Source organism: Nibricoccus aquaticus (assembly GCF_002310495.1).
GTDB lineage: Bacteria > Verrucomicrobiota > Verrucomicrobiia > Opitutales > Opitutaceae > Nibricoccus > Nibricoccus aquaticus.
The window spans coordinates 1,772,938-1,785,736 of the sequence record NZ_CP023344.1 but is presented as its reverse complement, the minus strand read 5'-3'; the positions used below and the strand labels follow the sequence as shown (position 1 = coordinate 1,785,736).

Here is a 12,799-nt window from a genome sequence, read left to right as displayed (position 1 = left end):
CTCTGTCGTTTCGATTGCCGAAATGGCCAGCAGGCGGTGGGGAAGACTATGAGCAAAACAAACATCACCCTGACCCATAAAATCGCCGCGGGCTTCGGTCTGCTGCTTCTGCTGCTGGGCGCGATCGGCGCGTATTCGGTTTATAGTATGACGAGCGGGACGACGCGGGCGCGCGCGCTGGCGGAGAGTTACATCCCGGAGGCGAAGTTCGCGTCGGAGATCGAGCGGACGATGCGCAAATCGAATCTGGAGGCGCGGTCGTACGCGCTGACGCGTGATGAGGCTTATCTGGCGGAGTACGAGAAGGCGTGGGCAAAGCTGGTGGCGGCGCGGAAAGCGGCGGAGGGGTTTTCGGCGGAGCATCCGCAGCTGGTTGTGTTGCGGGAGAAGCTGGGGGTTTTCGCAAAGGCGGAGGCGGATTTTGCGGCGCGGATGGCGGAGACGCGGCAGGCGGGCGAGCAGGTAGATGCAGCGTGGGCGGTGTTGAACAAGACGGCGGGGGTGTTGGTGAAGGCGACCGAGGCGCTAGCGGTTTCGCAAGGGAAGCTGATGCAGGAGGAACTGGCGGCGGGGAAAACGGGCGCGGAGATCAGCGAGCGCGTGGGCAAGCTGGAGGCGGCGTCGGGTCTGCGCGATGGCGTATCGCAGATGCGGCTGGCGTTGATGCGCTCGAAGGTGCTGCGGGATTTGAATGAGTTGAAGCGGCTCGACGAGTTGCTGATGCGCGCGCTGGAGAGGGCGAGGGAGCTAAAGGGGGTGATGCGGCGTGCGGACAACCAGGGGTTGATCGTCGAGATCGAGGGAGCGTTGCTGACGTATCAGGCGACGGTGGCGACGTTGCGGATGGGCGAGGTGGCGCTGGAGGAGGTGGCGCCGCGGCGGATGGCGGCGATGCTCGTCGCGGTGGGGGCGGCGGAGGATGTCTTAAGAGCGGGCATCGATCATACGGTGAATGAAGGCACTGCGGCGGCGGATACGCTGGCGGTGACGACGCGCTGGGTGATCGTGGCGGTCACGGGAAGTGTCGTGCTGGGCGTGGCGCTGGCAGTGTGGCTGACGCGTTCGATCACGCGTCCGGTGCGTGCGATCACGGAGTTGCTGGCGGCCGGGGCGGAGCAGACGTCCTCGGCATCGAACCAGATCGCGTCGGCGAGCCAGTCGCAGGCGCAGGGGGCGAGCGAGCAGGCGGCGTCGCTGGAGGAGACGAGTTCGTCGCTCGAAGAGATCGCGAGCATCGTGGAGCGTAACGCGGAGCACGCGCAGGCGGCGAAGGAGCGCTCGAGCCTGGCGCGAACGGCGGCCGAGGGCGGTGGTGGCGAAATGCGGCAGATGACGGTGGCGATTGAGGCGCTGGTGGGCTCATCGACGTCGGTGCTGAAAATCGTGAAGACGATCGACGAGATCGCGTTTCAAACGAACTTGCTCGCGCTCAATGCGGCGGTGGAGGCGGCGCGGGCGGGCGAGGCGGGTGCGGGATTCGCGGTCGTCGCCGACGAAGTGCGCAGCCTCGCGCATCGTTGCGCGGTGGCGGCCAAGGAGACGGCGGAGCTGGTAGACGACACGCATGTGAAATCGAAGCAGGGCGCGGAGCTCACGGTGCGCGTTTCGCGCAGTCTGACGGAGATCATCGAGCAGTCGCGCACGGTGGACGGGTTGATCACGGAGATCGCGACGGCGTGTCGCGAGCAGAGCCAGGGTATCCAGCAGTTGAATGTGGCTGTCGGTCAGATGGACAAAGTCGTGCAGGACAGCGCGGCGCAGGCGGAAGAAACGGCGAGTGCGGCGGAGGAGTTGAGCGCGCAGTCCGCCGAGCTGAGCGCGGTTACCGGCCAGTTGAGGCAGCTGGTGGGCATGGGGAAGCGTCAGGCACGTCCGGAGAAACCGGTCGTGATTTCTACAAAGGTGTCCACACGGCCGATGCCCAGGGCCGAGCGGCCGGTCCAACCTGTGCACGGCGGACGTGAGCAGACGGCCGGGGTGGCGGCAGATGCGGTGGCGGCTCATTTCGAGTGACAAGCCAGTCGGGCGGGCCGTCGCTGGCCGGGAGGCTGGCCGGCGACGGACGCTCGTGCGGTGGCGGGTGAAATTTGGGTTGGGCACGGTGGCGTGGGTGCGATTTGTTTGGCGGTCATGTCCGACGTTTTTAATTCACCGCTGATTCCGGCCGGGTTGCGCGAGGCGCTCCGGTTTTCGCCGGATAATGTGCCGCTGCTGGTTCATGCCGCTGAGGCAGTCTTGAAGGTGGGCGGTACGGCGGAGGCCGAGGTGATGTTCAAGCGGGCGCTCTCGCTCGATGCGGCAAACCTCGATGCGAAGACAGGGCTGGCGGCGACGTTTTTTCAGAAGGGGGCGGACAGCATGGCGCTGGTGCTGGTGGAGTCGTTGACGAAATCGCCGGCGGCTCCGGCGAGAGCGCTGGCGCTTCATGCGCGGCTGGCGATCCGGGCGGGCGAGCCGCGGCTGGCGGCGCAGCTGTTTGCGCGTATCCGGGAAACCGATCCGGCGTTTGCCGATCCGGAGCTGGAGCAGGAGCTGGGGAATTATCTGCCGAAGCGGCCGTCGCCAGTGCTGCCGCCGAAGGTGGTTTCGCCGCTGGACACGTTGTACGCGGATGCGGGCGAGACGGCGTCGAAAGATGGCGAGGCGGTGGAGCCGGATGAGTTTGATGAGCCGCAGCGGCTTCCGGCGGGCGATCTGCCGGACGATGCGGCGGTGGAGATGGAAAAGCCTGAGCTGAATTTTGCGGATGTGGGCGGGATGGACCGCGTGAAGGAGGAGATCCGGATGAAAATCATCCTCCCGCTGAAGCAGCCGGAGCTGTTCAAGGCGTACGGGAAAAAGGCGGGCGGCGGGATTTTGCTCTATGGGCCGCCGGGTTGTGGAAAGACGTTCATGGCGCGCGCGACGGCGGGCGAGGTGAATGCCGGGTTTCTCGCGGTGGGCATCAATGACGTGCTCGATATGTGGATCGGGCAGAGCGAAAAAAACCTGCACGCGATTTTCGAGCAGGCGCGTTCGCACCGGCCGTGCGTGTTGTTTTTCGACGAAGTGGATGCGCTGGGCGCGAACCGCACGGACATGCTCAAGAGCGGCGGACGGCAGATGATCAACCAGTTCCTGTCGGAGCTGGATGGTGTTTCCTCGTCAAACGAAGGCGTGCTGATTCTGGCGGCGACGAATGCGCCGTGGCATCTCGATCCGGCGTTCCGGCGGCCGGGGCGTTTTGATCGCATCATCTTCGTGCCGCCGCCGGATGCTCCGGCGCGCGCGGCGGTGTTGCGCCTGATGTTGCGCGGCAAACCGGCGGACGCGGTGGACTTCGACGCGGTGGCGAAGAAGACGGATGGGTTTTCTGGCGCGGATTTGAAGGCAGTCGTCGATCTCGCGGTGGAGGCGAAGCTCACTGAGGCAATGAAGACGGGGAAGATCGCGCCGATCATGAGCAAGGATCTGCTCGAGGCGGCGAAGCGGCATAAGCCGACGGTGCGCGACTGGTTCGACACGGCGCGTAACTATGCGCTCTACGCGAACCAGAGCGGGCTGTACGACGACATCCTGGCGCATCTGAAACTTTCCAAATGAGTCACCGCATCGAACGTGCGCAGTTGTTGTTGCAGCAGTCGCGGGCTGCGGATGCGGAGCGCGAGCTGATGCTGGCATTGAGCGAAGATCCGGACTCGGCGCGGGGTCATGCTTATCTGGCGCTGAGTCGTGTGGATCAGCGGAAGGATGCGGAGGCGTTGTCGGCGGCGGAGCGGGCGGTGGCTCTAGCGCCGGACGATCCGTTCATGCACCGCATCCTGGCGGTGGTGTTGCACCGGCTGGAGCGGGAGAAGGCGGCGCTGGCGGAGATCCAGGAGGCGATCCGGCTCGATCCGGATGACGAAGGTCATTTCGCGGTGCTGGCGAGCATCCAGCTCGGGTTGCGCGATTGGACGGCGGCGCTCGAAGCGGCGGAGCAGGGGCTGGCGATCAATCCCGAGGATGTGCAGTGCGCGAATTTGCGTTCGATGGCGCTGGTGCGGCTGGGACGGAAGGAAGAGGCGATGCGGACGGTGGATTTCGCACTGGAGCGCGCGCCGGAGAATGCGTGGTCTCATGCGAACCAGGGATGGAATTGTCTGCACCGGAACGATCCGAAGAAGGCGCAGGATCATTTCCGCGAGGCGCTGCGGCTGGAGCCGGATTTCGAATATGCGCGGCAGGGGATGCTCGAGGCGCTGAAGGCGCGGAATCCGGTTTATCGCGGGATGCTGGCGTACTTTTTGTGGATGGGGCGGCTGAGCACGAAGCTGCAGTGGGCGTTTGTGATCGGCACGATGTTTGGGGTGCGGGCGGTGCGGACCGTGGCGGAGCAGCAGCCGTCGCTGGGCGTGGTGCTGTGGCCGGTGGTGATTTTGTTTTATGCGTTCATCTACCTGTCGTGGGTGGCGGGGCCGATGTTCAACCTGTTGCTGCGGTTCGACGGGTTTGGGCGGCTGGTGCTTTCGCGCGATGAGCGGAATGCGACGAACTGGTTTGGCGCGTGTGTGGTGATCTTGCTGGGCGCGCTGGGGTGGTGGGGGGCGGGGAATCCGCTGGGGATGTTCGGGGCGATCGTGGGCGCGATGCTGTCGGTGTGCGTCGCGATCACATTCAACCGTGCAGGAAAGAAGCGCACGGGGTTCGCGGTGGGGACGGCGCTGATGGCGGTGATCGGGCTGGGTGGCATCGCACTGCTGATGACGGGCAACGAAAACGGCTTCAGCTGGCTGACTACGTTTTTCGTGGGATTCCTCGGTATGCAGCTGGCGGCGAATGTAGCGGCCTCGCGCTGAGGCGGGCGTTTTTACGGGCGCACTGCGCGTTTTCTCGGGAGCGCTATGAAGCAAAAAGACCGCTTACTTGTAGGTAAGCGGTCTTTCTAAAATGGCGCCCCCACGGGGATTGGCTCGGCGGCCTCGTCACGCTGGCGCGTGATCCACCCTCGAACGGTGGCCCGCTCCGGCAAGGATTGCTTCCGCAAACCCCTGCGGGGTTCGAACTGCTTCGCAGCGCCAAAAAAAAGACCACTTACGTGATGGTAAGTGGTCTTTCTAAAAATGGCGTCCCCACGGGGATTCGAACCCCGGTTACATCCGTGAAAGGGACGTGTCCTGACCGGGCTAGACGATGGGGACGCAAAGAACAGAAGGGGCCGAAACGTAGGTTCCAAGGCGGCTCGCGCAAGGTTTTATTTCGGGACTTTTCCGGCGCAAAAGGGACTCGCGCAGACCGGCGTTTACGTTGAGACAGTCGGCTTCTCCATGACCTTCGCCGAAATTTCCGCCGCGCTGCCGCCCCAAGCTGTCACTTCCGTCGAGAACCTGCCGTTTCCTAAGATCGCTTCCGGCAAGGTGCGCGAGATCTTCGATCTGGGCGATGCGTTGCTGCTGGTGGCGAGCGACCGGTTGTCGGCGTTTGATGTGATTTTGCCGGATGGAATTCCCGGGAAGGGGATTATTTTGAATCAGATGAGTTTGTGGTGGTTCTCCCAGACCACGGGGATCATCGGCAATCACTTGCTGCCGGATCAGGCGGGGGAGTTTGCACGGCGCGGGATCACGGATCGGGATCTTCAGCTGCGGAGCATGGTGGTGCGGAAGTTGAAACCGCTGACGATCGAGTGCGTGGTGCGCGGTTATCTCGTGGGCAGCGGGTGGAGTTCTTATCAGAAGACTGGCGAAGTGTGTGGGCATCGTCTGCCGGCGGGTTTGCGCCAGGCGGACAAGTTGCCGCAGCCGCTATTTACGCCGACGACGAAGGCGCCGAAGGGCGAGCACGATGCGCCGATCAACGATGCGCAGGGCGCGGCGGCGGTGGGCGCGGCGCTGTATGAGCAGGTGAAGGCGACGAGTCTGGCGCTCTACAAGATCGGGCATGATCGCGCGAAGGCGGCGGGGATGATTCTGGCGGACACGAAGTTTGAGTTCGGCACGGATGCGGCGGGGAAACTCGTACTCATTGACGAAGTGCTGACGCCGGATTCATCGCGTTACTGGCCGGCGGATCAGTATGCGCCCAACCAATCACCGCCGAGCTATGACAAGCAGTTCGTGCGCGACCATTTGATCGCGATCAAATGGGATCAGACGCCGCCGGCGCCGGTGTTGCCGCAGGAGGTGATTCGCGGGACGCAGGCGAAGTATCTGACGGCTTTGAAGAATCTGCTGGGGTGAGGGGAAGAGACTGAAGCGCGACGCGGCGGAGCGGAGAATTGTTCCTGCCCGGGAGACGGAGCGGACAATGCGGAGCATTGTCCCTACCTCAGAGTTTAAGCGGCGCGCATGAGGGATTCCATCTGGCCAGCGCCTGCGCGGGTTTTTTCGAGGCAGGCTTCGACGGTTTCCGCATCGATGCCGGCCATGAGGAGGATCTCTTCGTCGAGAGACCAGGCGGACTTTTCGATGGGGATGCTGCGGTCGAGTTTTTCGGCGATGTAACCCGCGATGTGGAGCAGGGCGGCGAAGCGGACGCGTTGTGGGGCGGCGCTGGGTTTGAATTGAAACTGGATAGGATCGGCGAGTCGCGCGGGGAAGCGCCAGAGAGCGAAAAGACGTTCGGCGGCTTCGGCGCTGGTGATGCCGAAGGTTTCGCGTTCCCACGCCTCGACGAGGGCGGCAGTGGCTTTGCGTCCGCTGAGCGGGGGCACGAGGGCGCCGGCGGCGAGGCGCTGGAGCAAAAGACGGCCGACGGAGCGGAGGAGGCCCAGGGTGTAGCCCACGCGGCGGTCTTCCCCGGTGGCATCGGAAAGGTGTTCGAGGGCGACTGCGGCGGTGAGGGAGTTGCTCCAGAGTTCGTCGCCGCCGATTCCATACACGGGGAGGCCGGTGATGTAGAGCTGGGACGACATGGCGGCGCCGACGAGGCGGTAGACTTCCTGGAAGCCGGTGCGGTTGATAGCGTCGTCGAGGCTGGTCACGGGATCGCCGCGGCCGAACTGGGCGCTGTTGCTGAGGCGGAGGACGCGGGCGCTGAGCGAGGCGTCGAGCTGGACGACGGAGACGATTTCCTCGACGGAGATGTCGGGGTTTTTCATCGCGGCGCTGAGGCGGGAAAAAATCTGGGGCGTCGTTGGCAGGCGTTCGGCGGCGGCGGCGAATTTTTCCGGCGTGAGAGCGATGGCGGTCATGGGTCTCTCCGGTATCGGCACATCAAGGGGTTAGCTTGAGTGAAGGGTGCAAGTCTCTGCGTCTTAAATGACGCGGCTACAGAGGGGTCAGGCTTGGGCGGAGCGCTGGGGCTGGACGGTCGCGCCGCGGTGCGTGCGGACGAGTTCGCGGCGGAGCCAGTCGAGGGCGGCGTTAACAGCGCGTTGTTTCACGGTGCTGCGGGGGCCGGGGATGGAGAGTTTTTTGGACCAGACTCCGCAGGGCGAATACAGGCCGATGTAGACGCCGCCTATGGGATTCTCGGCGGGACCGCCGCAGGGACCGCAATAGCCGGTGACGGCGAGGGCGTAGTCGGCGCACATGCGTTCGGCGGCGCCGGTGGCCATGGCGACGGCGTTTTCGGGACTGACGGCGCCGTGCTGTTTGAGGAGGCACTCGGGGACGTCGAGGAGCTGCATCTTGGCCTCGTTGTCATAGCAGACGACGCCGCCCGCGAAAAACTTGGAGGCTCCGGCGATGTCGGTGAAGCAGCTCGCGAGCATGCCGCCGGTGGCAGTCTCGGCGACAGCGAGGGTTTTTTCTCCGGCGCGGAGTAGATCGCCGGCGACCTTGGCGAGGGAGTCGTGGCCGTAGCACATCAAGTCTTCACCGAGGAGGCGGCCGCATTCCTGGGCGATCTCGTCGAGTTGGGGCAGGGAAAGCTGGTCGGTCGGGGAACTGAGGCGGCAGTCGACCTGGCCCTGGTGAGCGCAGAAGGCGATGTTCAGCGCGTCGCCGTAGCGATCGAAGATGGGCTGGAGTTTGGTTTCGAGCGCGGACTCGCCGATGCCGGCGGAGCGGAGTTGCACGTAGGCTTCGCGATCGAGGAGGAGGCCGAGTTTGGCGAGGCGAGGGAGGACTTGCTCGACGAACATCGGCTGAAGTTCGTTGGGCGGGCCGGGCAACATGCAGAGAACTTTTCCCGATTGCTCGACCCATAGACCGGGGGCGGTGCCGTTGGCGTTAGGGAGAAGTTCGGCGCGTTCAGGTCGGTAGGCTTGCTTGAGATTATTTTCGGTCATCTTGCGACCGAGGCGGGCGAAGCGGTCGGCGATGGCTTTTTCGGCGGCGACATCGAAGACGAGTTTCTGGCCGAGGACTTCGGCAATGACTTCGCGGGTGCGATCGTCGCAGGTCGGGCCGAGGCCGCCGGTGGTGATGATGACGTCGGCGTTGGCCCAGCTTTCGGAAAATTGTTTCGCGATGGCGGGGGCTTCGTCGGTGATGGTGACGTTGCGCTGGAGGGCGACGCCGCGGCGGCCGAGCTGGCTGCCGATGAAGGTGAGGTGGCCGTTGGCGGTGAGGCCGAGAAGGAGTTCGTCGCCGAGCGTGATGAGTTCGTAGCGCAGATGGCGCGCGGGCGACTGGCTGGAAGAGTTCTGATCCGGAGAAACCATACTTGCGGAGACGGAAATTAGGATAATCTCTTCAAAATGCCAGCTAACGGTCCAGATAACGACTCCGCGCCTCTCGGGCTGAAAGAAAAAGTCCGACGGTTGTCGGAAAAGCCCGGCGTGTATTTGATGAAGGACCGGTTGGGGCGGATTCTTTATGTGGGAAAGGCGAAGAGTTTGAAAAAGCGGGTATCGTCTTATTTCACGCCGTCGCGCGCGATGACGCTGCACCCGAAGATCCGCGCGTTGATCGAGCTGATTGAAGATTTCGATGTGATCGAAGTGAAGTCGGAGCCCGAGGCACTGTTGCTCGAAGGTCGGCTGATCAAGCAGTGGAAGCCGAAGTACAACACGGACTTCACCGACGATAAACGCTTCCTCCTCGTGCGCGTGGATATGCAGGAGGAGATGCCGAAGTTCCGGCTGACGCGCTTCAAGAAGGAGGATCGCTCGCGGTACTTCGGGCCATTCGCGCACTCGGGGCTTTTAAGAAAGACCCTCGCGCAGATGCGGAAGCAGTTTGGCATCATGCTGACGGATGCGACGCCGCAGAAGCTACCGGACGGGCGGTGGAAACTCTACGACGATGTGCGGCAGGAGTTGTACTCGTTTCAGAACGAAGTGGCGGCGGAGGATTATCGGCGGCGGGCGGAGGATGCTTGCGCGTTTCTCGAAGGGAAGTCGCGCGAGTGGCTGGAGTCGTTGCGCGAAGAGATGATGAAGGCGGCGGAGAAGCAGGAGTTCGAGAAGGCGGCGGAGTTGCGCGATGTGGTTTTTGCGCTGGAGAAAACGCTCGCGAAAACACGGCGGTTTGAGCGCGAGCAGCCGATGATCGAAGGCGATGGGGATGCGCTGAAGGCGTTGCAGGAAGCGCTCGGGATGAGGGTGCTGCCGGCGCACATGGAGTGCTTCGATATTTCGCACATCTCGGGGACGTTCGTCGTGGCCTCGATGGTTCACTTTGCGGACGGGAAGCCGGATAAAAACAATTACCGGCGGTTTCAGATCAAGAGTTTCATCGGCAACGATGACTTTCGTGCGATGGAAGAAGTGGTGGGGCGGCGCTATCGGCGATTGAGCGAGGAGCAGAAGGCGTTTCCGGAACTCGTCGTGATTGACGGTGGGCGCGGGCAGATCGGGGCGGCGCTCAAGGCGTTTGTCGCGATCGGGGTGGAGCCGCCGACGATGATCGGCCTGGCGAAGAAGCATGAGACGATCATTTTTCCGGACGAGCGCGCGCCGTTGAATCTGCCGCTGACGCATCCGGGATTGCAGCTGTTGCAGCGGCTGCGCGATGAGGCGCACCGCTTTGCGAATACGTACAACGCGGATCTGCGCTCGAAGAAGATTCGGGAGTCGGTGCTGGATGATTTCCCCGGGCTGGGCGAGGTGCGGCGGGCGGCGCTGATGGCGCACTTTGGGGATATCGAAAAGCTGCGCGCGGCGAGTGAGGAGCAGATTGGCGAGGTGGAGGGATTCGGGCCGAAGATGGCGGGGGAGCTGAAAGCGTTTTTGAGCCGGGTTTAGGTGCTTGGATTAAAGCGGGCGGTGGGCTGGTTAAGCGCAAAGACGCGACGACGCTAAGGAGCTTGGATGTGGAGGAAGGGGAAATACGGGGGTGGGGTTTCACCGCGGAGGCGCGGAGGACGCGGAGAAAGACGAGGACGGGGTTATTTTTCCATGCGGAGGATGTGGTCCATCAGGCAGACGGGGAGGAGCCACTTGGCGAAGAGGAAGAGGGAAGCGTGGCGCGGGGCGTTGTAGTGGGAACGCGGGCACCGGGCGGCGAGGGACTTTTCGATGGCGCGGGCGATGTCGTCGGGAGTGCCTTGGGCACCACGCTTGAGGTTTTTGGACTTGGCGAGGAAGCCGTCGATGTAGGGGGCGTAATCGCCGGCGGACTGACGGATCTCGGCCCAGCCGGCGTTGGCGACCTGGCCGAACTCGGTCTGGATGAAGCCGGGGCGGACGAGGACGGCCTGGACGCCGAAAGGTTTTAGCTCGCCGCGGAGTCCGTCGGTGAGGGCTTCGATGGCGTGTTTGGTGGAGTCGTAGATGGACGACATCGGGCGGGCGATGCGGCCGGCGACGGAGCCGATGTTGACGATGCGGCCATGGCCCTGGGCGCGGAGAAGAGGTGTGACGAGCTGGGTGAGGGCGAGGAGGGAGAAGACGTTGGTCTCGTAGTTGGCGCGTATCGAATCGACGGGCACGCACTCGATGGGGCCGCGCTGGCCGTAGCCGGCGTTGTTGATGAGGGCGTCGATGCGGCCGAAGCGTTTGAGCGCGGCGTCGATCAGGGCGCGGCGATCGGCGTTGGACGTGATGTCGCCGGAGACGACGAGGGTTTTGGAGCCGGTGGGATCGAGCTCGGCGCAGAGTTTTTCAAGCCGGTCGGTGCGGCGGGCGGCGAGGACGAGTTTTGCGCCGGAGCGGGCGAGGCGGCGGGCGGTGGCTTCGCCGATGCCGGAAGAGGCGCCGGTGATGATGACGACCTGATCGGCGGGGGCGGGGAAGGGCATGGGGCGGAAGCAAGCGGGGCGGGTTGTTGTGAGCAAGTTTTCCAAATCCCCGTTGCGCGGCGCGTTTGGGCGGCGCAGGTTCGGCGGCAGTCGCAACCCTCCATGTATTTTCCCCGCTCGCTGGTGGTCCTGAGTTTTTTGGTTTCGTGCGCGTCGGCATTCGCTGACGTCACCTTGGCGCCGGTGTTCACCGATCACGCGGTGCTGCAGCGGGAGAAGCCGGTGCCGGTGTGGGGCAAGGCGGAGGCGGGGGAGCGCGTGGTGGTGAATTTTGCCGGGCAGAGCGTGGGCACGACGGCAGGGAAGGATGGGCGGTGGATTGTTTATCTCGCGCCGCTGACGGCGTCGTCGGCGGGGGGGGAGTTGGTGGTGACGGGGAGCAATGTGGTGACGTTGACGGATATTTTGGTGGGCGATGTGTGGCTGCTGTCGGGGCAGTCGAACATGGAGTGGCCGGTGGAGCGGGCGATGAATGCGGCGGAGGAAACGGCGGAGGCGAATTTCCCACTGATCCGGCATATCAAATTTAAGAAGACGATCACGAGTGCGCCGGCGGAGTCGGTGGAGAATGACGGTGCGGGCTGGCGTGTGTGTACGCCGGAGGTGGCGAAGTGGTTTTCGGCGGTGGGGTTTTATTTCGCGCGCGATCTTCAGCCGCGCATCGGTGTGCCGGTGGGGTTGATCAACAGCACGTATGGCGGGACGCCGGTCGAGGGGTGGATGAGCGAGGCGGCGTTGGGGAGCGATCCGGCGTTTGCGGTGGTGGGCGAGCGGTGGCAGACGGCGCTCGTGACCGCGCCGGAGGATCGGGCGCGTTTCGACGCGGCTCTCGAAGTGTGGAAGGCGGGCGAAGCGGCTGCGAAGGCGAAAGGCGAGAAGTACACCGCACCGTGGCCGCAGAATCCGGCGAGTGTGAAGTGGTTTCAGCCGAGCGGACTTTTTAATGGGATGATCGCGCCGATCCTGCCGGTGGCGATCAAGGGTGTGCTTTGGTATCAGGGGGAGACGAATGGCGAGCGGCCGGACGAGTATGCGAAGTTGTTCGCGGCGATGATCACGCACTGGCGGGCGCATCTGGGGCAGGGGGATGTGCCCTTTTTCTGGGTACAGCTGGCGAACTTCGGCGGCGGTTATCCGGATGCGACGAACTGGGCGAAGTTGCGCGATGCGCAGACGGACACGCTGGCGCTGCCAAACACGGGGCAGGCGGTGGCGATCGATATTGGTGATGCGAACGACATTCACCCGACGAACAAGCAGGAAGTCGGGCGGCGGCTGGCGCTGATCGCGCGGGCGAAGGTTTATGGCGGGTCGGTGGATTTTGCGGGGCCGACTTTTAACAATGCGGAACGAGAAGGCGCGGCGATACGGGTGAGTTTCGACTACGCGGGCAACGGGCTGATCGCGAAGGATAAGCCGTTGGCGGCGTTTCAAGTCGCGGGTGCGGATCAAAAGTTTTTCCCGGCGATGGCGAAGATCGAGGGGGAGACGGTGATCGTGTCGGCGCCGGAGGTGGCGGAGCCGGTCGCGGTGCGCTATGCGTGGACGAATGCTCCGGAGGCGAATCTGTATAATGGCGCGGGGCTGCCGGCGGTGCCGTTTCGGAGTGATGCGTGGTGAGCCAGAGGCCAGAGTTGGCGGTGCGGTAGCAGAAAAGCGGAACGGTGTGGAGGTGCGCGTGTTTAAGAAAGGCGCGGCTGGCGCGTTTGATTTT

At 63.8% G+C, this 12,799-nt stretch carries 9 protein-coding genes and 1 tRNA gene; 6 read left to right on the top strand and 4 right to left on the bottom strand.

From position 1 onward, the window contains the following. The first annotated feature begins 48 nt into the window (after nt 1-48). The 3 genes from CMV30_RS07310 (at nt 49) to CMV30_RS07300 (ending at nt 4,817) form a co-directional block, all read left to right on the top strand. Entirely contained in the window at nt 49-2,013 is a 1,965-nt protein-coding gene (locus tag CMV30_RS07310; protein WP_175414773.1) for a methyl-accepting chemotaxis protein, read from the top strand. Between the two features lie 117 nt (nt 2,014-2,130). Next, nucleotides 2,131-3,582 carry an AAA family ATPase gene (locus CMV30_RS07305; RefSeq protein WP_096057665.1) on the top strand — a complete coding sequence of 484 codons (1,452 nt, stop codon included), beginning with the start codon at nt 2,131-2,133 and terminating at the stop codon, nt 3,580-3,582. Then, nucleotides 3,579-4,817 (top strand): tetratricopeptide repeat protein, encoded by a 1,239-nt coding sequence (locus CMV30_RS07300; RefSeq protein WP_096055405.1) that lies wholly within the window; start codon nt 3,579-3,581, stop codon nt 4,815-4,817. The genes CMV30_RS07305 and CMV30_RS07300 overlap by 4 nt, the downstream gene beginning before the upstream one ends. 265 nt (nt 4,818-5,082) lie before the next feature. On the opposite strand, the gene CMV30_RS07295 is transcribed toward CMV30_RS07300, so the two are convergent. After that, a tRNA-Glu gene (locus tag CMV30_RS07295) sits at nt 5,083-5,159 on the bottom strand. A 126-nt stretch (nt 5,160-5,285) separates the two neighbouring features. Here CMV30_RS07295 and CMV30_RS07290 point away from each other — a divergent pair. After that, complete coding sequence (locus tag CMV30_RS07290) at nt 5,286-6,197, top strand: phosphoribosylaminoimidazolesuccinocarboxamide synthase (RefSeq protein ID WP_096055404.1); 912 nt, start codon at nt 5,286-5,288, stop codon at nt 6,195-6,197. Nucleotides 6,198-6,292: 95 nt separating this feature from the next. Here the strand turns inward: CMV30_RS07290 and CMV30_RS07285 are convergent, their stop codons facing one another. Continuing rightward, nucleotides 6,293-7,150 (bottom strand): HDOD domain-containing protein, encoded by an 858-nt coding sequence (locus CMV30_RS07285; RefSeq protein WP_096055403.1) that lies wholly within the window; start codon nt 7,148-7,150, stop codon nt 6,293-6,295. 87 nt (nt 7,151-7,237) lie between these two features. Further along, complete coding sequence (locus tag CMV30_RS07280) at nt 7,238-8,566, bottom strand: CinA family nicotinamide mononucleotide deamidase-related protein (RefSeq protein WP_096055402.1); 1,329 nt, start codon at nt 8,564-8,566, stop codon at nt 7,238-7,240. Nucleotides 8,567-8,602: 36 nt separating this feature from the next. Here CMV30_RS07280 and CMV30_RS07275 point away from each other — a divergent pair, with 36 nt between their 5' ends. Beyond that, nucleotides 8,603-10,090 (top strand): excinuclease ABC subunit UvrC, encoded by a 1,488-nt coding sequence (locus CMV30_RS07275; RefSeq protein WP_096055401.1) that lies wholly within the window; start codon nt 8,603-8,605, stop codon nt 10,088-10,090. Between the two features lie 143 nt (nt 10,091-10,233). On the opposite strand, the gene CMV30_RS07270 is transcribed toward CMV30_RS07275, so the two are convergent. Next, the gene (locus tag CMV30_RS07270; protein WP_096055400.1) at nt 10,234-11,085 is read right to left on the bottom strand and encodes an SDR family NAD(P)-dependent oxidoreductase; all 852 of its coding nucleotides are present in this window, start codon (nt 11,083-11,085) and stop codon (nt 10,234-10,236) included. A gap of 102 nt (nt 11,086-11,187) precedes the next feature. Here CMV30_RS07270 and CMV30_RS07265 point away from each other — a divergent pair, with 102 nt between their 5' ends. Continuing rightward, the gene (locus CMV30_RS07265; protein WP_096055399.1) at nt 11,188-12,705 is read left to right on the top strand and encodes a sialate O-acetylesterase; all 1,518 of its coding nucleotides are present in this window, start codon (nt 11,188-11,190) and stop codon (nt 12,703-12,705) included. Nucleotides 12,706-12,799: the final 94 nt, after the last annotated feature.

What these genes read in the sequence shown, in the direction of transcription:
- CMV30_RS07265 (WP_096055399.1), top strand. Translation starts at nt 11,188, where the DNA reads ATGTATTTTCCCCGCTCGCTGGTGGTCCTGAGTTTTTTGGTTTCGTGC.
- CMV30_RS07300 (WP_096055405.1), top strand. Translation starts at nt 3,579, where the DNA reads ATGAGTCACCGCATCGAACGTGCGCAGTTGTTGTTGCAGCAGTCGCGG.
- CMV30_RS07290 (WP_096055404.1), top strand. Translation starts at nt 5,286, where the DNA reads ATGACCTTCGCCGAAATTTCCGCCGCGCTGCCGCCCCAAGCTGTCACT.
- CMV30_RS07310 (WP_175414773.1), top strand. Translation starts at nt 49, where the DNA reads ATGAGCAAAACAAACATCACCCTGACCCATAAAATCGCCGCGGGCTTC.
- CMV30_RS07285 (WP_096055403.1), bottom strand. Translation starts at nt 7,150, where the DNA reads ATGACCGCCATCGCTCTCACGCCGGAAAAATTCGCCGCCGCCGCCGAA.
- CMV30_RS07305 (WP_096057665.1), top strand. Translation starts at nt 2,131, where the DNA reads ATGTCCGACGTTTTTAATTCACCGCTGATTCCGGCCGGGTTGCGCGAG.
- CMV30_RS07280 (WP_096055402.1), bottom strand. Translation starts at nt 8,566, where the DNA reads ATGGTTTCTCCGGATCAGAACTCTTCCAGCCAGTCGCCCGCGCGCCAT.
- CMV30_RS07270 (WP_096055400.1), bottom strand. Translation starts at nt 11,085, where the DNA reads ATGCCCTTCCCCGCCCCCGCCGATCAGGTCGTCATCATCACCGGCGCC.
- CMV30_RS07275 (WP_096055401.1), top strand. Translation starts at nt 8,603, where the DNA reads ATGCCAGCTAACGGTCCAGATAACGACTCCGCGCCTCTCGGGCTGAAA.